Raw genomic sequence first — 21,647 nt, 5'->3', positions numbered from 1 at the left:
ATGGCGACATTGATCATCGAAAAAAAGCCAAAATACGAGCGTATAATTAATATTCTTGCAATTGCGATACCATTGGCAGTTGCGGTTATGCTAGGATTACGGCAAAAGATTTATCTGGGAGAATGGACGAAGGTTTTGCCACATCTGATAGGTATAATCAATTCTCTAACGGCAATTTTACTCATTCTTGGATTTTATTTTGTCAAGACTAAAAACGTGATCGCCCACCGAAAGACAATGACAGGGGCGTTTTTGCTTGGAGCAGTGTTTTTGGTTTGTTACATTCTGTATCACATTTCTAACGAGTCAACCACATTTGGTGGGGAAGGTTTCCTTAGACCTATTTATTATTTTCTGCTAATATCACATATCTTATTGTCGATTGGAGTAGTTTGGTTTGTGCTTAGAGCTGTATATTTCGGGTATACGAATCAAATCGGTCAGCACAGAAAGGCCGTAAAATGGGCATTGCCAATTTGGCTGTATGTCAGTATTAGCGGAGTTGTCGTTTATTTAATGATTAGTCCATATTACGTATGAAAAAGCTTTTGATCATATCAATTTTGATTCTCGGATTCATCATGCTGGGAAGCGAGTCGTGGGCGCAATGCGCAATGTGCCGCGGTTCGGTAGAAAGTTCAATGGGTAATGGAAGAAATAACGTAGGCGTAGGTTTGAATACAGGTATCATGTTTCTCTTCGTGATGCCATACCTGCTTGTTGCGGTTATCGGATATCTTTGGTATCGTCGCAGTAAGAAATATCAGCAGGAACGTAACTTTATTTCAGCGCGGGTGAAGCAGGCTTTATAAGCATTTAGATATTGACAGATCACAGAAAAGCGAAACCAGACCGGTTCCGCTTTTTTTATAGGTTATGATCGGTAAGAAAATGCAAGATCTAAGCGTAGAAAAATAATCTGCGGACTTTACTCAAAAACAATAAAAGATGAAGAGGAGCCTTCTTTTTTCCATTGTGTTCTTACAATGTGCATTTCTATCTGCACAGGATATCTCCACAGCAAAACCATGGACTTATTGGTGGTGGATGGGGAGCGAAGTGACGAAACAGGATATTTCTGCCCAATTGCAGTTTTTTAAAAAGTCCGGCCTGGGTGGCGTTCATATTATTCCCATTTATGGTGTTAAAGGAAATGAATCAGCATCGATCCGTTTCCTGAGTCCCCAGTGGCTCGATGTAATGCAATTTACAGTGAAGGAAGGACAGCGACTTGGGCTGGGTGTGGATTTGACTACGGGAACTGGATGGCCTTTCGGCGGACCTAATGTTACGGCTGATCTGGCTGCAAGAAATATGATTTTGAAAGATGGTCAGATGCTTGTCAACCCTACAAATCAAAAAGTAAAGAGAGCCGCCCCGGGTGGCGAAGGTCTGGTACTCGATCCTTTTCACTCGGATGCGATGTCGAAATACCTGACGAGGTTTGACTCAGCTTTTTCCAGCGTTTTGAACAGACCAAGATCTATGTATATGGACTCGTATGAGGCTTACGGTGCTAACTGGACAAATGACTTTCTCGAAAAGTTCAAAGAGATGCGAGGATATGATCTTGATAAACAATTCGCATTATTAATAGACTCAACAAATAATGCTGCTGCCGAACTGGTGCGGATCGACTATCATCAGACTTTATCCGAACTTCTCCTTGAGCGATATGCTAAACCTTGGACGAAGTGGAGTAAGAAACATGGATTTCTTACCAGATATCAAGCTCACGGTTCACCTGGCAACCTTTTGGATCTGTATGACGCCGCAGACATTCCCGAAACAGAGTCATTTGGATCCAGCCGTTTTCCGATTCCTGGCGTGCGTGTCGACCCTGATTATTCTATAGATCAATTTGGAACACCCAATCCGCTGGCCATGAAGTTTGCGTCTTCTGCAGCCAATTTCAGCGGGAAAAAATTAGTTAGCTCTGAAACCGGCACGTGGTTAGCGAATCATTTTAAAGTCTCGCTATCGCAGATCAAGCCGCAGGTTGACGAGTTGTTTGTAGCCGGCATTAACCATATCTTTTATCATGGCACCACCTATTCACCTGAAAAAGAAGCTTACCCGGGTTGGTTATTTTATGCATCAACCAATTTTGGTAAAACGTCCCATTTTGCCGATCAATTTCATCTGCTAAATGAATATGTGCAGCGGTGCCAAACTTTGCTGCAAAACAGTAAGCCGGATAATGATGTGTTGGTATATTTCCCCATCCAGGATTTGTGGGCTACAAAAGCGAAGTCTTCGGGCGATGTGCATTTGCTGGAAGTACATCATGTCGATCGCTGGCTACTGGATTTGCCATTTGGGAAATTAGCCCAAAAACTTTGGAAGGAGGGATATGCTTTCGACTACGTCTCCGACTTACAGCTACGGAAATTGTCTCTTGACAAAAATGGATTACTCAATTCCGGTAGCACTACCTATAAGACTTTGCTCATCCCGTCCAGCACTTACATGTCGGCCGAGACATTAAATGAGCTAAAACGCCTGGCCGATGCTGGGGGCAAAATCATTTTCGAGGAAAAATCGCCGTCGAATGCGACGGGCTATGGGAATCACCAACAACATCAACAGCAATTTGATAAGACATTAAATGCGCTGATAAAAAAAGGCAATGTGAGAATCTCCGCCAATCTTGGAAAAGATCTTACCTCAAACGGTGTTGTCCGGGAAACGGACCTGGCAAAAAACGGGTTGAGCTTTATCCGAAAGAAAATACGAAACGGTGGTACAATGTACTTCATTACAAATCTGGGAGATCAATTTAATGAAGGCTGGCTGCGGCTTGGGACGACGGGGACTTTTTCCAAAGACGATCCCATGACCGGGGAATCTTTGCTCAGTTATCGAAAAGGGAAGAAGGGTAATGAATTTTTCTTATCGTTACCGCCTGGAAAATCGGTTTTCCTGCAAGATGGTGCGGATGCGTCAGAGTTTTTGTTCACGGATGAGCCTGAAAAGTACTTTGAGATTTCTGGCGATTGGAAATTGAAGTTCTTAAATGGAAAGCCCACGCTTCCTGCAGACGCTAAATTCTCTAAATTACAATCCTGGGCCTCACTACCGGATTCGGCAGAGTATTTTTCCGGAACAGCATCTTACTCACTTCGTTTTGATGTTCCAGAGGATGTTTTCAGAAACGCGAAAATGTTAGATCTTGGAGATGTCAGAGAAACAGCAAAAGTTAAATTAAATGGGAGAGAAATAGGTACAGCCTGGTGCATTCCATATCAGTTGCCTCTTTATTCCGAGATTTTGAAGCAAAAGGATAATATACTGGAAATTGAAGTGACGAACTTATCTGCGAATTATATGCGTCTGCGAGATAAGCTAACACCCGACTGGAAGAAATTCAAAGATATCAATATCGTAGATATTACATATAAGAAGTTTGATGCGCTAAAATGGGAGCCGATGCCTTCTGGTCTGCTCGGCCCAATCCGATTTATCTATTACTGATCATTCCCAAAGTGGGTAATGCGCCAGCTGTATTTGTCGTCCAAAAAATATCTCCGTGGATTGCTCAAATGAAAGAGTGTAGTCGGAAACATAAAATTGTCGAGCACCGGATCCTTTTTCGTTGATCAGGTAATGTTGTTCAAGCCAGGCACGGAGCGAATTAGCAACAATTTCGGAGGTGTCGAGTATTTCAACTTTATCTCCATAATATTTACCAATCTGATTCTTGATCAGCGGGTAATGTGTGCAGCCCAAAATTAATGCCTCAATCGAAGCGAGTGAAGGATCTGACAAATAGCTCGCAATAATGCTCTCACTGATGTTATTATCAAAAAATCCTTCCTCGATCATCGGAGCAAGCAATGGAGTTGCCAGTGATTTCAGATCGACATTCTTTCCCAATGCGTCCACCTTCTTTTTGTAAACATTGGAGGAAACGGTTTGCTTGGTTCCGATTAGTCCGATCGTTTTGCCATTATAATGCTCTTTAATGTAATCCACCACAGGATCGATCACATTAAAGACTTTTGCTTTACTTCCCACATATTCTTTAACAAGCTCAAATGCAGCTGCAGATGCAGAATTACAGGCAATCAAAATCAGCTTACAGTTTTGCTGCAAAAGCATATTACAGATCTTGATCGAATAGGCCTGAATGGCAGCAGTAGATTTGTCGCCATAAGGCAAATGGGCAGTATCGCCAAAATAAATCGTGTTTTCGAGCGGTAAAAGCTTGGTTACTGCGCTGGCAACAGTCATTCCGCCAATTCCACTATCAAATATTCCAATCGGCGCAGAAGAGTCAATCATAAGTACAGAATTAATACTTTTCCCAAGTATTTGCTCAAAGCTAAAATAAAATTTATGACCCGTGCAACCTCGTCAGGAAGAATAAGCATCTTGCTAATGAAACCACCAATGGAATGGGTCGAATTTTAGCATTATTTAGCCAGGAAGGACAACTTGTAAAAGCGCTAAAAAAAGCGGACGCGAAAGCGCAACGACAAGTTTATGATAAATACAGCGCTCGCATGCTGGGTTTATGCTTCCGCTATGTAAGTGATGAAATGGCGGCCGAGGATGTAATGGTCGAAGGTTTTCTTAAAGTTTTTAGCAAGATAGACCAGTTTAACAGTGATGGCAGTTTCGAAGGATGGATACGTCGCATTATGGTTAACGAGGCGCTGGGATATCTAAGAAAGCAAAAAAGAATTTTGGAAGACACACTATCTGACGATGCAAATAACATTCCGGATTATGTTTATGCAGATCAGAACTTGGAGACAGAAGAGCTTTTAAAACTGATCGAAACATTGCCTGTTGGCTATCGTACCGTTTTTAATTTGTACGCGATCGAAGGTTACGCACATATGGAGATCGCGCAAATGCTCGGGATTACTGAAAGTACATCGAAGTCGCAATTACACCGTGCACGTGCATTGTTGCAAAAGATGGTTTCAGATTGGGAAAATGATTATAAAAAAAAAGTAGCATATGAAGAAGCATCCTGTTGATGATCTTTTTAAACGCAGATTGACAGATTTAGACAAGAAACCGTCTGATAAAGCGTGGCTTAAAATTCAGCAAAATACCCAAACTAGGCGGCGAGGCGGTTGGATCTGGTATGCAGCTGCAAGTGTTGCGATTACCCTCGTTGCAGGTTATGTTGTATGGCAAAATACTAGAGAAGACCGATTCTCCAAATCTGGAAAATTAGAAACGGTTGCTGTTTTGCCCGCAAAAAGTAATGTTGCGGAAAAGCCCGAAAAGGGGATGAGCGATTCTAATGCAGTAATGCTGGCGATAGACGAGGGCAAAGTTTTAAAAAGCAGGCCATCGAATTCTCCCATTAAAAATCAGAAAGTATCAGAAGTAAATGCCCTTGATAAGCAGAGAATTGTTGAGGCTGAAAATGAGATCGAAATAGCTGTTACAAATAAGCCGGTCGACCAGATCAGCAGTGTTAAATCGGTTGAGGTGCTGGAATTGCCAAAAGTGGAATCTATAAGACCCGGGAATGAGTCTTTGGCTTCGACTAGGACAGTCCAAAATGTAGCTGAGCCAGCGATCACTATTGTGGTCGAAGTTGAATCAATCGACAATGAAGTTGCAGAAAAGCCTAAGGCTTCAAAATTATCGCGTGTATTTCGTCAGTTAAAAAATGCGAGAGCTGGGGAACGCGTAGATTGGGATGAGGTAGGTTTCAATCCAAAAAGCATGGTTGCGAGGGTTGATGACCGCCTGCGTAATAAGGAAGATCGTGGTCATGAAAAGGATCAAAGTGTGAAACAAAGAATAAATTATAATTAGCCATGAAAACAAAATTATATCTTATACTAAGTCTGTTGCTTGTATTTGCCGGTGCGAATGGGAATATTCCGGACAAAATCGTTACAGAAAATCCCTCAGACAAAGATTCAATCATTGTCACATTTGGTGACAAAACTCGCCTGATTATTTTTGGAGAGAATAGGAAAGAACTTGAAAAAGTCATGAAGTACGATTTGAATGCATTGTTAAGAGATTTGAAAATACGCCTCGACAGTACGCAAGCGGATACCACATACTTAAAAGAAGAAGTAAACGGAACTGCATATCTTAAAAAGAAGTCAGACGATGATGAAAAAGATTACGTCCGAATTGGTCTCAGGGGCATTCATGTCAAGGATGGAGATACTAAAGTGACAATCAACGCAAAAGGGGTAGAGATTAGAGATGATGAAGTAAGCGTGTCGACAGATTCCACCTATCGAAGAACTGGAAAGCGGTTTTATAAATCTACCCGAAATTCCAGCCCGAGAAAAGGGTTTAATATTGCTGTCGGACTGAATGCATATGGGGCAAATGAAACAACTCCCGGTTTCGATAAAGCGGATTATGACTTAAAACCGTTTGGATCGCGTTTCGTAAGCTTGGGGTACATTGCAAGCGCCACAATAATTAGAGGAAAAAACGCCAGATTACATCTCGATTTTGGCGCAGATTTCTCCTGGTACAACATGATGTTCGATGGTAATAATACGATTACAAAGAATGTCGACGGCGTAATATTTGCGCCAGTGTTGGACGAGGCGGCAAAAGAAGTCAATCTGGGAAAAAGTAAACTGGTCGTCCCTTATGTAAACCTATCATTTATGCCGACACTGAGCTTTCCCAGATCTTTTGTATCCTATGTCAGTGCAGGAGTTTATGGGGGATATAGAATTGGAAGTTATACAAAAGTTCGTCGCGAAGGCAGTAAGGATGTGGATCATGTAAGACAGAATTTTTACCTGGAAGACCTGCGATACGGATTGGCGGCAGAGATCGGAATAAGGAAGTTCCCTGATTTATTCGTGAATTACGATCTTAACAATCTTTACCAAGATGCAAAAGGGCCTTCGGTTCGCATGCTTAGTTTTGGAGTGAGATTATTTTGAAGGCTAAATGCTTGTTTATAAGGGCTTGAATGAGACTTTCATTTAGACCCTTATTTTTTTATTTATTTTTTTGTTCAAACAATTTGAGAATTTAAGAAAAGGGTATAATTTTGCGACTCCAAAAAGTGAAGAGAGCGCTTTTCACGGTTGTGTTGAAATGTTGTTAGGGGGTGTACCAGAGCGGCCAAATGGGGCAGACTGTAAATCTGCTGGTGTATGCCTACGGTGGTTCGAATCCATCCGCCCCCACAGTTTATGCCGGATTTACTCTTGTGATACCAGATCAGGAAAGGCAAAAAACAAATGCGGAAGTAGCTCAGCTGGTAGAGCGATAGCCTTCCAAGCTATAGGTCGCGAGTTCGAACCTCGTCTTCCGCTCATTAACAAACACCATCGAAGCGATTAGCGAAAACATTCAATAGAAACTTTTTCGCTAGTCGCTTTTTGGTTCTAATGGAGTTTTGCCGTTGTAGCTCAGGGGTAGAGCACTTCCTTGGTAAGGAAGAGGTCAGGGGTTCAAATCCCCTCAATGGCTCGAAAGATCTGAGAATTGAGCCGAAGCATTTCCTTGTTAAGGAAGAGGTCAGGGCGACTGGTGCCGTTTAATCCCCTCAATGGTCAGGAAGACTTTTGATTCTTGTATTTGGTTGAGTTGATTTATGGAGGGCTTGATTTTGAAGCCATACAGGATCAATAATAGTGTTTAATAAATTCGTAATAACTTTTTTAAATTTTAAGCGTACTTAAGTCATGGCAAAAGAGACGTTTGACCGCTCGAAACCCCACGTAAATATCGGTACTATCGGGCACGTTGACCACGGTAAAACTACCCTTACTGCAGCTATCACAACTGTGTTGGCTAAAAAGGGTCTAGCTGTACTACGTGATTTCTCCTCAATTGATAATGCTCCTGAAGAGAAAGAGCGTGGTATCACAATTAACACATCCCACGTTGAGTACGCGACAGCAAACCGTCACTACGCTCACGTTGACTGTCCAGGTCACGCGGATTATGTAAAGAACATGGTTACTGGTGCTGCCCAAATGGACGGTGCTATCATCGTAGTTGCTGCTACTGATGGACCAATGCCACAAACTCGTGAGCACATTCTTTTGGCACGCCAGGTTGGTGTTCCTCAGCTTGTAGTATTCATGAACAAAGTGGATATGGTTGATGATCCAGAACTTCTTGAACTTGTCGAAATGGAAATTCGTGAGCTTTTGAGCTTCTACGATTACGATGGAGACAACATTCCTGTAATCCAAGGTTCTGCTTTGGGTGGTTTGAATGGTGAAGAAAAATGGGTTAAAACGATTGAAGAATTGATGGACGCTGTTGATAGCTACATTCCAATTCCTCCACGTATGACTGATCTTCCTTTCCTAATGCCTGTTGAAGACGTATTCTCGATTACTGGTCGTGGTACTGTTGCAACTGGTCGTATCGAAAGAGGTGTAATCAACTCTGGCGAAGCAGTTGATATCCTTGGTATGGGTGCAGAGGGTCTTAAATCAGTAGTGACTGGTGTTGAGATGTTCCGTAAGATCCTTGACCGTGGAGAAGCTGGTGATAACGTAGGTCTTTTGCTTCGTGGTATCAACAAAGAAGATATCCGTCGCGGAATGGTAATCTGCAAGCCAGGTTCAGTGAAGCCTCATGCTGCTTTCAAAGGCGAGGTTTACGTACTTTCGAAAGAAGAAGGTGGACGTCACACTCCATTCTTTAACAAATATCGTCCTCAGTTTTACTTCCGTACCACGGACGTTACTGGTGAGATTTCATTGCCAGCAGGTGTTGAAATGGTTATGCCAGGTGATAACATCACAATTGACGTAAAATTGATCAACAAGATTGCTATGGAAAAAGGTCTTCGTTTCGCGATTCGTGAAGGTGGACGTACCGTAGGCGCTGGTCAGGTTACAGAAATTCTTGACTAGTCAAGAATGTAATATTAAAACAAGTGCATTTCCTGTGAGGTGCACTTGTTTTTTATAAATAAATCGTATCTTTGCAGCCCGAAAGTTTGGGTTGTGTGATAAACGGGTGTAGTTCAAGGGTAGAATAGCGGTCTCCAAAACCGTTGATGGGAGTTCGAATCTCTCCACCCGTGCATAATAAAAGGACAAATGGAAAAATTTACTTCTTTTTTGAAAGCTTCCTGGGAAGAAATGACCCAGCATGTGACATGGCCTCCTTTTAACGAGCTTCAGGCCAATACAACATTAGTGCTTGTTGGGTCACTGATCTTTGCGTTTGTTGTGGGCGTTATGGATTTCGTTTTTGAAAACGCATTAAAACTGTTTTATCAGTCTTTCTAAGACTATTTTTAACCCCCCAATGGTATGAGTAGTCTAAATTGGTTTGTATTAAGAGCAGTGTCAGGACAGGAAAAGAAAATCAAGTCCTACATTGAAAATGAAATAACACGCCAAAAGCTTAATGAATTTGTCCCGCAGATACTCATTCCATCTGAGAAAATATATGAGATGCGTAATGGTAAGAAACGTGTTAGGGAAAAGAATTTTTTCCCGGGATATATCATTATTTCGGCTGACTTGTCCAAAGGTGAGGTTCTACACATTATTACTAGTATACCGGGAGTAATTGGTTTTCTTGGCAATGCAGAGGGGAATTCCAAAGTTCCGGTTCCATTAAGACAATCTGAAATTAACAGAATTCTTGGTAAGGTAGACGAAGCCGAGCAGCATGAAGAAGCTCCAAGCATGTCCTTTATTAAAGGAGAAACGGTTAAAGTAGTAGACGGCCCTTTCAGCGGATTTATAGGCCTGGTTGAAGAGGTATTTGATGAGAAGAAAAAACTCAATGTAGTTGTAAAAATATTCGGGCGTAATACACCCGTGGAACTCAGTTACGCACAAGTAGAAAAGGATAGTTGAGAGACTAACGGGCAGGGTAAGCTTCCACTTGCATGTGAGCCGTTAATCAATTAATGAACCGACAAATTCCAAAACAATGGCAAAAGAAATAGGTGGATACGTCAAACTACAGGTAAAAGGTGGTCAAGCCAATCCTTCACCTCCGATTGGACCTGCATTGGGTTCGAAGGGTTTGAATATCATGGAGTTTTGCAAGCAATTCAATGGCCGTACCCAGGATAAAATGGGTGTGGTATTGCCGGTAGTAATTACGTACTATAAGGATAAGTCTTTTGACTTTGTCATTAAGACCCCCCCGGCCGCAATTCTGCTTCTGGAAGCATCAAAAGTAAAAGTTGGTTCGGCTCAGCCAAACCGTTTAAAAGTAGGTTCAGTATCTTGGGATCAGGTTCGTACGATCGCTGAGACTAAAATGCCAGATCTTAACTGCTTTACAATTGATTCTGCTATGAAAATGATTGCGGGAACGGCTCGTAGTATGGGTATTACCGTAGCAGGCAAAGCCCCGTGGGAAGAAAACAACTGAGCGTAGATTAATCATTACGCCAAAGAAACAAAGAACATGGGAAAATTGACCAAAAAGCAAAAAGAAGCTCTTTCGAAATTCGACGCAAACCAAGTTTACTCACTTGAGCAGGCAGCGGACGTACTTAAGACGATTTCTTACACGAAGTTTGACTCTTCGGTGGATATTGATGTCCGTTTGGGCGTCGATCCCCGTAAAGCGGATCAAATGGTTCGTGGCGTGGTAACCTTACCACATGGAACCGGAAAGGAAGTTCGCGTCTTGGTTCTGTGTACTCCCGATAAGGAGGCAGAGGCGAAAGAAGCTGGCGCAGATTATGTTGGTCTTGATGAGTATATCCAAAAGATAGAGCAAGGCTGGACTGACATTGACGTAATTATCACGATGCCAAGTGTTATGGCAAAAGTGGGACGGTTAGGTAAAGTATTAGGCCCACGTGGACTTATGCCGAACCCTAAATCAGGAACTGTAACTCCGGATGTAGCTAAAGCTGTTAAGGAAGTAAAAGCTGGTAAAATTGATTTCAAAGTTGATAAAACTGGAATTATACATACCAGCGTTGGAAAGGTTTCTTTCGGGCCGGACCAGCTTGCACAGAATGCGACTGAGGTGATTAACACCTTGATCCGCCTTAAACCGTCTTCGGCAAAAGGTACTTACGTAAAAAGCATTCACTTGTCAAGCACGATGAGCCCGGGTGTTACTATTGATAAAAACACGATTCCAGGACTATAATATGACACGGGAAGAGAAAGCAGTAATTATTGACGAGTTAAGTCAAAAATTCTCGAACACGCCATACTTCTACATTACCAGCGCAAACGGCATGTCCGTTAAAGAGGTAAATGCCTTAAGAGCGCAATGCTTTGAAAAGGGCATTGAGTATCGTGTGGTTAAGAATACGTTGATCAAAAAAGCACTAGAAACATTAGATACAGATTATTCCCCTTTTGACGAAATTTTAAAAGGGTTTTCTGGAGTAATGTTTCATCCGGAGTCTGGTAAAGTTGCTGCACAGTTAATTAAAGAATTCAAGAAGAAATCAGGTAGTGACAAACTCAAGTTCAAAGGAGCTTCTGTTGATTCATCTGTTTTTGTCGGTGAAAGCCAGCTTGACGTTCTTATTTCTCTGAAATCGAAACAAGAATTGATCGGGGAAGTAATTGGATTGTTGCAGTCGCCTGCTAAAAATGTTATTTCAGCGCTTTCTAGCGGTGGAAACAAATTGGCCGGTATACTTAAAACTTTATCTGAAAAAGAAGACTAGTTAAATAGCCAGGTTTTAGCTCTCCGGGTTTAAATAAAATAGAGCTTTTAAATCATCTTATTGTATAATCAAAAATCTAAATAAAAATGGCAGATTTGAAAGCTTTCGCAGAACAGCTTGTTAACCTTACGGTTAAAGAAGTGAACGAATTGGCTACAATTCTTAAAGACGAGTACGGTATTGAACCTGCTGCTGCTGGTGCAGTAATGGTAGCAGGTCCTGCTGCTGGCGGTGGTGCTGATGCTCCTGTTGTTGAAGAGAAAACATCTTTCGATGTAATTTTGAAAGCAGCTGGTGCAAGCAAACTGGCTGTTGTGAAATTGGTTAAAGACCTTACTGGTCTTGGACTGAAAGAAGCAAAAGAACTAGTTGACGGTGCTCCGAAACCAGTTAAAGAAGGAGTTGCGAAAGACGAAGCTGAGGCTTTGAAAAAACAACTTGAAGAAGCAGGTGCAGAGGTTGAAGTGAAGTAATTTGCATCTCGGCAACCGATAATCTTAGGGAAATAGGCCCGACATACGTCGGGTCTATTTCTTATTTTGTGTCTTTGCCAAACGAAAAACACCTGTTTGACGTTAGGATTAGAGGCACCAGCCACATTTGGATGGCATATCTTCTTTCCAATAACTTGTCCGAAACACTTCTTTACTCGTAGAAAAGATAGAAAAGGGACAGTTATTATTCTCTACGAGGCAATAGATTAGGTTTATTATTATTAATACCAGGCGTTTAAGTTCCACTTGACGGATTGGTTTTTTGCTAACCCAAATCAAACATAGCCTTGGCTACAATTAAAGCAACACCTAGAAAAAATTTCTCGAGGATTAATCAGATTATTGATTATCCGGATCTGCTAGGAATCCAGGTACAATCGTTCCGGGATTTTTTCAGTTTGGACACATCGGTAGAAGATCGTTCTGGAGAAGGACTGTACAAAGTTTTCGCTGAAAACTTTCCAATTGCCGATTCACGCGACAATTTTGTTTTGGAATTCATTGATTATCTCCTTGAACCACCGAAATATTCAGTTGATGAGTCCATTGATCGTGGTCTGACTTATGCAGTTCCGCTTAAAGCAAAATTACGGTTGATCTGTAATGATGCTGATCATGAGGAATTTGAAACCATTGAGCAGGAGGTTTTCCTTGGAAACATTCCTTATATGACTGAAAGAGGCTCATTTGTTATCAATGGTGCGGAGCGTGTTATCGTTTCGCAACTTCATCGCTCGCCAGGAGTGTTCTTCTCTATGAGTAAGCACACAAACGGATCAAAATTATATTCTGCACGTATTATTCCGTTCAAAGGTTCGTGGATTGAATTCTCAACGGACGTGAATAATGTGATGTATGCATACATCGATCGTAAGAAAAAGTTCCCTGTTACCACACTTTTAAGAGCGATTGGTTTTGGTTCAGACAAAGACATTCTTGATTTGTTCGGACTGTCTGAAGAAATCAGTGCTACCCCTGCCAACTTGAAAAAAGCGGTAGGTCGTCGTCTCGCTGCTAGGGTTTTACGTACTTGGACAGAGGATTTTGTGGACGAAGATACAGGTGAAGTAGTTTCTATCCAGCGTAACGAGGTTTTGCTGGAGCGTGACTCGACCATCTCTGCGGACGACATCGATGTAATTACTGAATCTGGTCAGAAATCAGTAATCCTTCATAAGGAAGACATGAATGTGGCGGATTATAACATTATCTATAATACGCTGCAAAAAGATAGCTCTAACTCTGATAAAGAGGCGGTTGAGCAGATATATCGTCAGCTGCGTAATGCAGAAGCACCTGATGAGCAAACAGCCAGAGACGTTATTCAGAGCTTGTTTTTCAGTGATAAGCGCTATGACCTTGGTGATGTTGGCCGTTACCGGATTAATAAAAAGCTTGGTTCTGACACAAGTCTTGATGTTCGCGTTTTAACAACCGGCGATATCGTTTCGATCGTTAAATACCTGATCGGATTGATTAATGCAAAAGCGGTTGTCGATGATATTGACCACTTGTCAAATCGTCGGGTGCGTACTGTTGGTGAACAACTTTATGCTCAATTCGGTGTTGGTCTAGCCCGTATGGCGCGAACCATTAAAGAACGTATGAATGTACGTGATAACGAAGATTTCAAACCGGTTGATTTGATCAATGCGAGGACTTTGTCGTCAGTTATCAACTCATTCTTTGGTACAAACCAGTTGTCGCAGTTTATGGATCAAACCAATCCATTGGCTGAAATCACACATAAGCGCCGTATGTCCGCACTTGGACCTGGTGGTCTTTCTCGTGAAAGAGCCGGTTTCGAGGTACGTGACGTTCACTACACACACTACGGCCGTCTTTGTACAATTGAAACTCCTGAGGGGCCAAATATCGGGTTGATTTCATCTCTTTGCGTATTTGCGAAAGTGAATGGAATGGGCTTCATTGAAACTCCATACCGCGTTATCGACGGAGCTGGAAAGCTAACAGATGAGCTGATTTACATGACAGCGGAGGAAGAAGATTCTAAGTACATCGCTCAGGCAAATGCCTCAGTAGACTCGAAGGGGAACTTTACCGTTGATAAAATTAAAACACGTTTCGAAGGTGATTTCCCGATGGTGGATCCTTCACAGGCGTCGTTTATGGACGTTGCTGCTAATCAAATTGTATCTGTTGCAGCTTCTCTTATTCCATTCCTTGAGCATGATGATGCAAACCGTGCTTTGATGGGATCTAACATGCAGCGTCAAGGTGTTCCCTTGTTGCGCCCGCAAGCGCCAATTGTTGGAACTGGTCTTGAAAAGCGTGTGGCAATGGATTCTCGTGCACTAGTGGTTGCAGAAGGCGATGGTGTGATCGAGTACGTTGATGCTAAGAAAATCGTCGTGAAATATGATAGGACCGACGACGATCGTCTCGTTAGCTTTATTGAGGATAGTGTGTCTTATGACCTTGTGAAATTCCGTCGGACAAACCAGGACACTTGCCTTAACCTTCAACCAATGGTTCTTAAAGGACAAAAGGTGAAAAAAGGAGAGGCACTTTGCCAGGGTTATGGTACAGAAGGAGGAGAACTTGCACTGGGACGTAATCTTTTGGTTGCGTTCATGCCTTGGCAAGGATACAACTTTGAGGATGCGATTGTAATTTCTGAAAAAGTAGTTCGTGATGACATCTTTACTTCCATTCACATTGAAGAATTTGAACTGGAAGTGCGTGACACGAAACGTGGAGAAGAAGAACTTACTGCTGAGATTCCAAACGTAAGCGAGGAAACAGTTAAGAATCTTGACGAAAATGGAATTGTTCAGGTTGGAACAGAAGTAAAAGAAGGTGATATTCTGATTGGTAAGATCACTCCAAAAGGAGAATCCGACCCAACTCCAGAAGAGAAACTTCTTCGTGCCATTTTTGGTGATAAGGCTGGTGATGTTAAGGATGCTTCCAAAAAGGCGCCGCCATCAATGAAAGGTGTTGTTATCGATACGAAACTTTTCTCCCGCCCTACTAAAGAGGAGCGCGCCAAACATAAAGATGAACTGCGTCTGTTAATGAAAAAATATGGGCGTGATTTGACAGCACTTCGTGGGAGAATTATTGAAAAACTGGTCCAATTGACCGATGGCAAAACAACTCAGGGTGTTAAGCATAAATTCGGTGATGAGTTGATCAGCAAAGGAATGAAGTTCAACGTAAGAAACATCTCGGAGAACTTGTTCCCTGCCAATAACCCGTATCGCGACGAAAGCCAGTATGCAGTACCGGAAGAGGTAAATTTGATCGGTGACGTTCTTACCGATTCATGGACTGAAGATTCCGATACTAATGCGCAGGTTTCACTTGTTTTGAAAAACTATCTGAATGCAAGAAGCGAAATCATGGGCCGTTTTAAACGCGATCGTTTTGCGCTTGAAGTAGGTGATGAGCTTCCAGCTGGAATCGTGAAATTGGCGAAAGTATACATTGCCAAGAAACGTAAATTGAAAGTTGGGGATAAAATGGCAGGTCGTCACGGTAACAAAGGGGTTGTTGCCCGTATCGTTCGTGATGAAGATATGCCATTCCTTGAAGACGGAACACCAATGGATATCGTGTTGAACCCACTTGGGGTGCCTTCACGTATGAACATTGGTCAGATATATGAAACGATTCTTGCATGGGCAGGTCTGAAACTGGGTCGTCGCTATGCTACTCCGATCTTCGATGGAGCTACGGAAGCAGAAGTTGCGGCTGAGTTGAAAGAAGCCGGATTGCCGGATTGGGGACGTACATTCCTTTATAATGGATTGAGTGGAGACCGTTTTGATCAGCCGATTACAGTTGGTTTGATGTACATGATGAAGCTGGGTCACTTGGTTGACGATAAAATGCACGCGCGTTCTATCGGGCCATACTCGCTCATTACACAGCAACCATTGGGTGGTAAAGCACAATTCGGAGGTCAGCGTTTTGGAGAAATGGAAGTTTGGGCGCTTGAAGCGTTTGGAGCATCTCACATTCTTCAAGAAATCCTGACAGTTAAATCCGATGACGTGGTTGGCCGCGCCAAAGCATACGAAGCAATCGTAAAAGGTGAAAACCTTCCGAAACCAAATATTCCGGAGTCATTCAACGTACTTGTTCACGAGCTTCGTGGATTAGCATTGGAGATTACGCTGGACTAATATTTAGTCGTTGGCGCGGGAAACCGCGCCATTAATGAAATCAATTGAGTTTCGACTAACAGACAAACGACTTTTTAATTATGTCTTTCAAAAAGAACAAAAAACTTAATAGTGATTTTTCCAGAATGACGATCAGTCTGGCTTCACCTGAGTCTATCCTTGAGAGCTCATTCGGTGAAGTAACCCAGCCTGAAACCATCAACTACCGGACTTACAAGCCGGAGATGGGCGGATTATTCTGCGAAAGAATCTTCGGACCTGTGAAGGACTGGGAATGTCATTGTGGGAAATACAAACGTATCCGTTACAAAGGAATCATCTGCGACCGTTGCGGCGTAGAAGTTACTGAAAAAAAGGTGCGTCGTGAGCGTATGGGTCACATTGAACTCGTAGTTCCTGTTGCACATATCTGGTATTTCCGCAGCTTACCGAACAAAATCGGTTACCTGTTGGGATTATCGACCAAGAAATTGGATCAAATTATCTATTACGAGCGATATGCAGTTGTTCAGGCTGGTATCAAGGAAGAAGATGGCGTTGGCTATCTTGATTTCTTGACCGAAGATGAATATCTGGATATCATCGACAAATTGCCTCGCGAAAACCAAATGCTTCCGGACACGGATCCAAATAAGTTTATCGCAAGAATGGGTGCTGATGCGCTTGAAATGCTTTTGAACCGGATCAAACTGGATGAGCTTTCATACGAACTTCGTCACCAGGCAGCAACGGACACTTCGCAGCAACGTAAAGCAGAAGCATTAAAGCGTCTGAAAGTTGTAGAAGCATTCCGCGATGCAAATACACGCATTGAAAACCGTCCTGAGTGGATGGTGATCAAGATGGTTCCGGTTATTCCGCCAGAACTTCGTCCGCTTGTGCCTTTGGATGGTGGTCGTTTTGCGACTTCCGATTTAAATGACCTTTATCGTCGTGTGATCATTCGGAACAACCGTTTGAAGCGTCTGATCGAGATTAAAGCACCTGAGGTGATCTTGCGTAATGAAAAACGGATGTTGCAGGAAGCGGTTGATTCGCTTTTCGATAACAGCCGTAAAGTAAACGCGGTGCGTTCAGAAGGTAACCGTGCATTGAAATCACTTTCTGACATGCTGAAAGGTAAGCAAGGACGTTTCCGTCAAAACTTGCTTGGTAAGCGTGTCGATTATTCTGGTCGTTCGGTTATTGTCGTTGGACCTGAATTGAAATTGCACGAATGCGGTTTGCCAAAAGATATGGCGGCAGAATTATTCAAGCCGTTTATCATTCGCAAGCTGATCGAACGTGGAATTGTTAAAACAGTAAAATCAGCGAAGAAAATTGTAGATCGTAAAGATCCTGTGATCTGGGATATCTTGGAAAACGTTTTGAAAGGACACCCTGTTCTGCTTAACCGTGCTCCAACATTGCACAGGTTGGGTATTCAAGCATTCCAACCTAAGCTGATTGAAGGAAAAGCGATTCAGTTGCACCCATTGGTTTGTACTGCATTCAACGCTGACTTTGACGGTGACCAGATGGCCGTTCACGTGCCATTGGGTCAGGAAGCCGTTTTGGAAGCTTCAATGCTGATGCTTTCGTCACATAACATCCTTAACCCTGCGAATGGCGCACCGATTACGGTTCCGTCACAAGACATGGTTTTGGGTTTGTATTATGTTACAAAAGGCCGCGTGAGCACAGACCATTATCCGATTATTGGAGAAGGAATGATTTTCTACGGTCCTGACGAAGTGATCATTGCAATCAACGAAGGCAAAGTTTCAAAACATGCTAATATCAAATGCCGTCTGCGTGTTCGTAATGACGACGGAACATTTGAAACAAAATTGATTGACACTGTTGCAGGACGTATCCTTTTCAATCAGGCTGTTCCTGAGGAAGTTGGTTACATTAATGAGTTGCTGACTAAGAAAAAATTGCAGCAGATCATTGGTCTTGTATTCAAACTGGCTGGTGTTGCCCGTACAGCGCAGTTCCTGGATGAAATCAAAGAACTTGGTTTCCAAATGGCCTTCAAAGGCGGTTTGTCAATGGGATTGAACGACGTAATGGTGCCAGACGAAAAAGTGAAACTGATCGAGCAAGCGAAACTGGACGTGGAAAATGTTTGGAGCAATTACTTGATGGGTCTTATCACTGAAAACGAGCGTTATAACCAAGTTATTGATATCTGGACACGTGTTAACTCACGCATTACAGAGACGTTGATGAAGCAATTGGAAACTGACCAAGGCGGATTTAACTCAATTTATATGATGATGCACTCAGGTGCACGTGGTTCGCGCGAGCAGATCCGTCAGCTGGGTGGAATGAGGGGTCTTATGGCCAAGCCTCAGAAAAACATCGCCGGTGGTGCAGGTGAAATCATTGAGAACCCGATCCTTTCTAACTTTAAAGAAGGTTTGGACGTTCTTGAATACTTTATCTCAACCCACGGTGCGCGTAAAGGTCTTGCCGATACAGCCTTGAAAACGGCTGATGCTGGTTACCTGACACGTCGTTTGCATGATGTTGCGCAGGATGTGGTTGTTATCGAAACAGATTGCGGATCACTTCGTGGAATTGCAATTTCTGCTTTGAAAGACAATGAAGATATCGTTGAGCCACTTTCTGAGCGTATTTTAGGTCGTGTAAGTGTTCACGATGTATTTGATCCTTTGTCTAATGAAATGATCCTGGCTTCCGGTCAGGAAATTACTGAGGAAATCGCGTCTTATATTGACGAAACGAGCATTGAAACAGTTGAAATTCGTTCGGTATTGACTTGCGAAACGCGTAATGGTGTTTGTGCGAAATGCTACGGACGTTCACTTGCTTCTGCGCATATGGTTAACATTGGGGAAGCTGTGGGTGTAATTGCATCTCAGTCAATCGGTGAGCCAGGAACGCAGTTGACACTTCGTACATTCCACGTCGGTGGTACCGCTTCTAACATTTCTGTTGAAGCAAACATCAAGGCGAAATTCGACGGTGTCATTGGTTTTGAAGATCTTCGTCTTGTTCAGTCTGTTAATTCAGAAGGCGATGACGTAACAGTGGTAATGGGACGTTCAGGAGAGGTTAAAATTACAAACCCTGAAACAGGCCAATTGCTGATCTCAAACAACGTTCCTTATGGTGCACACCTTTTAGTAAAAGATGGCGACAAGGTTCTTAAAGGACAAGAACTCTGTACATGGGATCCATATCACGCAGTAATCCTTTCTGAATTCACCGGAACAGTTTCTTTCGATGCGATTGAAGAAGGAATTACATATCGTGAAGAATTTGATGAGCAAACTGGTTTCCAGGAATCTGTGATCATTGAAACACGTGATAAAACCAAAAACCCTGCATTAGTGGTAAAAGGTAAAAGCACGTTATTGAAAGACCAGACAGAAAAAGGATATAACCTTCCGGTTGGAGCTCGTCTGGTAGTGAAAAATGGGGTAGCGATTAAAGCAGGTCAGCCTTTGGCAAAAATCCCTCGTGTAGTTGGTAAGACACGCGATATTACAGGAGGTCTGCCACGTGTGACTGAACTTTTCGAAGCTCGTAACCCGTCTAACCCAGCTACTGTTTCAGAAATCGACGGAGTAGTTTCCTATGGTGGTGTAAAACGTGGTAACCGCGAGATTCACATTGAGTCAAGAGATGGTACCCAACGTCGCTATATGGTGGCACTTTCGAAACACATTCTGGTTCAGGATGGTGACTTCGTGAGAGCGGGTGATCCACTTTCGGACGGAGCAATTACTCCTGCTGATATCTTGTCGATTAAAGGACCAACTGCGGTTCAGGAATATCTTGTGAATGAAATCCAGGAGGTTTACCGTCTGCAAGGTGTAAAAATCAATGATAAACACATTGAATGTATCGTTCGTCAGATGATGCAGAAAGTGGAGATCCTTGATGCAGGTGACACGAACTTCCTCGAAATGCAGCCGGTTGACCGCGTTGTATTCCGTGAAGAAAATGATAAGATCCTGGATCTGAAAGTTGTTGAAGATGCTGGTAGCTCTGAGACGCTGAAACCAGGTATGATCGTTTCCGTTCGTCGTCTGCGTGACGAGAATTCAAGCTTGAAACGTCGTGACTTGAAATTGGTTACTGCACGTGATGCACAGGCAGCTGTCGCGAAACCTACTTTGATGGGTATCACACAAGCTTCATTAGGTACTGAAAGTTTCGTTTCTGCGGCTTCGTTCCAGGAAACAACGAAAGTACTTAGCGAGGCGGCAGTACGTGGAAAACGCGATGAACTGAAAGGCTTGAAAGAAAACGTGATCGTTGGTCACCTTATCCCGGCCGGAACAGGTATGCGTCAGTACGAAGGTCTGATCGTTGGATCTAAAGATGAGTTCGATGCATTGACTGAATCGCGTGACAAACAATCACGTAAGAAGAGAGAGTTAGTGTAAGAATGAATAGTATATGAAAAGAGCCGGGCTGCATCTGCAGTGCCGGCTCTTTGCTTTTCCATCCTGTTTATTTTTAGTAATTTCCCGACTATTAAATCGGTCATTTAGGCTCCCTGCTATTTAAAAAACCAACAAATGAAAGAAGACAAAGAAAACGAACAGCAAATCAATGTAGAGTTGTCCGAAGAAATGGCAGAAGGAGTTTATTCCAATCTGGCAATGATCGCCCATTCAAACAGCGAGTTTATACTTGATTTCATCCGCCTGATGCCAGGAGTTCCCAGAGCAAAAGTGAAAGCGCGCATAATCGTAACTCCTGAACATGCGAAACGTTTGGTTGCCGCATTAAAAGACAATATTGATAAATACGAGGATCAGTATGGTCCCATTCCAAGTTCGCAGGACAATGAACCGAACTTCAATTTTCCGATCAGCTTCGGCGGACCCGGTGGGGAAGCATAATTAAACCGCTTATTGTCAGAGTAGTTTGATAAATTCGTTACCTTAGAAGTGCATACACACGATCATCAAATTCAATTCTCAATCATTCACCATGGCTTTATTCAAACTTTCAATCAATAACCGCACGCTCAGTGCAGATGTGGAGAGTGACACTCCGTTACTGTGGGTGTTGCGGGACAACCTTGGTTTGGTAGGAACCAAGTACGGATGCGGTATTGCACAGTGCGGTGCGTGCACCGTTCATTTGGATGGGAAAGCTGTAAGATCGTGTGTTGTACCGGTCTCAGCTGTCGGGAAATCTAAAGTGACTACAATCGAAGGATTATCGGAAAAGGGAGATCATCCGGTTCAAAAGGCGTGGGACGAAGTAGATGTGGCCCAATGCGGGTACTGCCAGGCCGGGCAGATTATGACCGCGGCCGCATTATTAAAAGAAAAACCCAAGCCTACCGACGAGGAGATCGTTTCGACGATGAGCGCCAATATTTGCCGCTGTGGTACTTACCATCGCATTAAAGAAGCAGTGAAAGTAGCAGCCTCAAAAACCAACTGA

General features: G+C 42.9%; 18 protein-coding genes and 4 tRNA genes. 21 read left to right on the top strand and 1 reads right to left on the bottom strand.

Translation table 11 applies throughout. The annotated features are described in order from the left end of the window. The 3 genes from LZG72_RS06710 (at position 1) to LZG72_RS06700 (ending at position 3,474) form a co-directional block, all read left to right on the top strand. Positions 1–540 (top strand): DUF420 domain-containing protein, encoded by a 540-nt coding sequence (locus LZG72_RS06710; RefSeq protein WP_233869217.1) that lies wholly within the window; start codon positions 1–3, stop codon positions 538–540. After that, entirely contained in the window at positions 537–812 is a 276-nt protein-coding gene (locus LZG72_RS06705; RefSeq protein ID WP_233869214.1) for a hypothetical protein, read from the top strand. The genes LZG72_RS06710 and LZG72_RS06705 overlap by 4 nt, the downstream gene beginning before the upstream one ends. A 136-nt stretch (positions 813–948) precedes the next feature. After that, positions 949–3,474, top strand: a complete 2,526-nt coding sequence (locus tag LZG72_RS06700) for a glycosyl hydrolase (protein WP_233869211.1) — start codon at positions 949–951, stop codon at positions 3,472–3,474. On the opposite strand, the gene murI is transcribed toward LZG72_RS06700, so the two are convergent. Continuing rightward, on the bottom strand, positions 3,475–4,284 hold the full coding sequence (gene murI, locus LZG72_RS06695) for a glutamate racemase (protein WP_233869208.1): 810 nt from the start codon (positions 4,282–4,284) through the stop codon (positions 3,475–3,477). It abuts the gene before it with no gap. A gap of 113 nt (positions 4,285–4,397) precedes the next feature. Between murI and LZG72_RS06690 the strand changes: the two genes are divergently transcribed. From LZG72_RS06690 to LZG72_RS06605, 18 genes are all read left to right on the top strand, one after another. Continuing rightward, positions 4,398–4,988 (top strand): RNA polymerase sigma factor, encoded by a 591-nt coding sequence (locus LZG72_RS06690; RefSeq protein WP_233869205.1) that lies wholly within the window; start codon positions 4,398–4,400, stop codon positions 4,986–4,988. Then, positions 4,969–5,784 carry a hypothetical protein gene (locus LZG72_RS06685; protein ID WP_233869203.1) on the top strand — a complete coding sequence of 272 codons (816 nt, stop codon included), beginning with the start codon at positions 4,969–4,971 and terminating at the stop codon, positions 5,782–5,784. The genes LZG72_RS06690 and LZG72_RS06685 overlap by 20 nt, the downstream gene beginning before the upstream one ends. A 2-nt stretch (positions 5,785–5,786) precedes the next feature. Beyond that, complete coding sequence (locus LZG72_RS06680; protein ID WP_233869200.1) at positions 5,787–6,893, top strand: PorT family protein; 1,107 nt, start codon at positions 5,787–5,789, stop codon at positions 6,891–6,893. Between the two features lie 166 nt (positions 6,894–7,059). Continuing rightward, positions 7,060–7,142, top strand: a tRNA-Tyr gene (locus tag LZG72_RS06675). Positions 7,143–7,198: 56 nt separating this feature from the next. Then, positions 7,199–7,271 (top strand) — tRNA-Gly (locus LZG72_RS06670). Positions 7,272–7,356: 85 nt separating this feature from the next. Next, a tRNA-Thr gene (locus tag LZG72_RS06665) sits at positions 7,357–7,428 on the top strand. A 215-nt stretch (positions 7,429–7,643) separates the two neighbouring features. Continuing rightward, entirely contained in the window at positions 7,644–8,831 is a 1,188-nt protein-coding gene (tuf, locus tag LZG72_RS06660) for an elongation factor Tu (RefSeq protein WP_215236353.1), read from the top strand. 102 nt (positions 8,832–8,933) lie between these two features. Then, positions 8,934–9,004: transfer RNA gene (locus LZG72_RS06655), tRNA-Trp, on the top strand. Positions 9,005–9,020: 16 nt separating this feature from the next. Further along, positions 9,021–9,212: a preprotein translocase subunit SecE gene (gene secE / locus LZG72_RS06650; protein ID WP_138368217.1), complete on the top strand. Its 192-nt coding sequence runs from the start codon at positions 9,021–9,023 to the stop codon at positions 9,210–9,212. A gap of 24 nt (positions 9,213–9,236) precedes the next feature. Next, positions 9,237–9,791, top strand: coding sequence for a transcription termination/antitermination protein NusG (gene nusG, locus LZG72_RS06645; RefSeq protein ID WP_015812908.1), 555 nt, complete (start codon positions 9,237–9,239; stop codon positions 9,789–9,791). Between the two features lie 76 nt (positions 9,792–9,867). Then, positions 9,868–10,317, top strand: coding sequence for a 50S ribosomal protein L11 (gene rplK / locus LZG72_RS06640; RefSeq protein ID WP_138368218.1), 450 nt, complete (start codon positions 9,868–9,870; stop codon positions 10,315–10,317). A 36-nt stretch (positions 10,318–10,353) separates the two neighbouring features. After that, positions 10,354–11,052: a 50S ribosomal protein L1 gene (gene rplA, locus LZG72_RS06635; RefSeq protein WP_233869197.1), complete on the top strand. Its 699-nt coding sequence runs from the start codon at positions 10,354–10,356 to the stop codon at positions 11,050–11,052. Position 11,053: 1 nt separating this feature from the next. Further along, positions 11,054–11,584 (top strand): 50S ribosomal protein L10, encoded by a 531-nt coding sequence (gene rplJ, locus LZG72_RS06630; RefSeq protein WP_233869194.1) that lies wholly within the window; start codon positions 11,054–11,056, stop codon positions 11,582–11,584. An 86-nt stretch (positions 11,585–11,670) separates the two neighbouring features. Continuing rightward, positions 11,671–12,057, top strand: coding sequence for a 50S ribosomal protein L7/L12 (gene rplL / locus LZG72_RS06625; RefSeq protein ID WP_233869191.1), 387 nt, complete (start codon positions 11,671–11,673; stop codon positions 12,055–12,057). 308 nt (positions 12,058–12,365) lie between these two features. Further along, positions 12,366–16,229 carry a DNA-directed RNA polymerase subunit beta gene (rpoB, locus tag LZG72_RS06620; RefSeq protein WP_233869188.1) on the top strand — a complete coding sequence of 1,288 codons (3,864 nt, stop codon included), beginning with the start codon at positions 12,366–12,368 and terminating at the stop codon, positions 16,227–16,229. 80 nt (positions 16,230–16,309) lie between these two features. Then, positions 16,310–20,632: a DNA-directed RNA polymerase subunit beta' gene (gene rpoC, locus LZG72_RS06615; protein ID WP_233869186.1), complete on the top strand. Its 4,323-nt coding sequence runs from the start codon at positions 16,310–16,312 to the stop codon at positions 20,630–20,632. Positions 20,633–20,767: 135 nt separating this feature from the next. Beyond that, positions 20,768–21,094, top strand: a complete 327-nt coding sequence (locus LZG72_RS06610; RefSeq protein ID WP_233869184.1) for a DUF3467 domain-containing protein — start codon at positions 20,768–20,770, stop codon at positions 21,092–21,094. Positions 21,095–21,185: 91 nt separating this feature from the next. Further along, positions 21,186–21,647, top strand: a complete 462-nt coding sequence (locus LZG72_RS06605; RefSeq protein ID WP_233869181.1) for a (2Fe-2S)-binding protein — start codon at positions 21,186–21,188, stop codon at positions 21,645–21,647.

The organism is Dyadobacter sp. CY323 (assembly GCF_021390245.1).
Lineage (GTDB): Bacteria > Bacteroidota > Bacteroidia > Cytophagales > Spirosomataceae > Dyadobacter.
The sequence above is the reverse complement of the archived record's forward strand: the minus strand, read 5'-3'. Positions and strand labels throughout refer to the sequence as shown.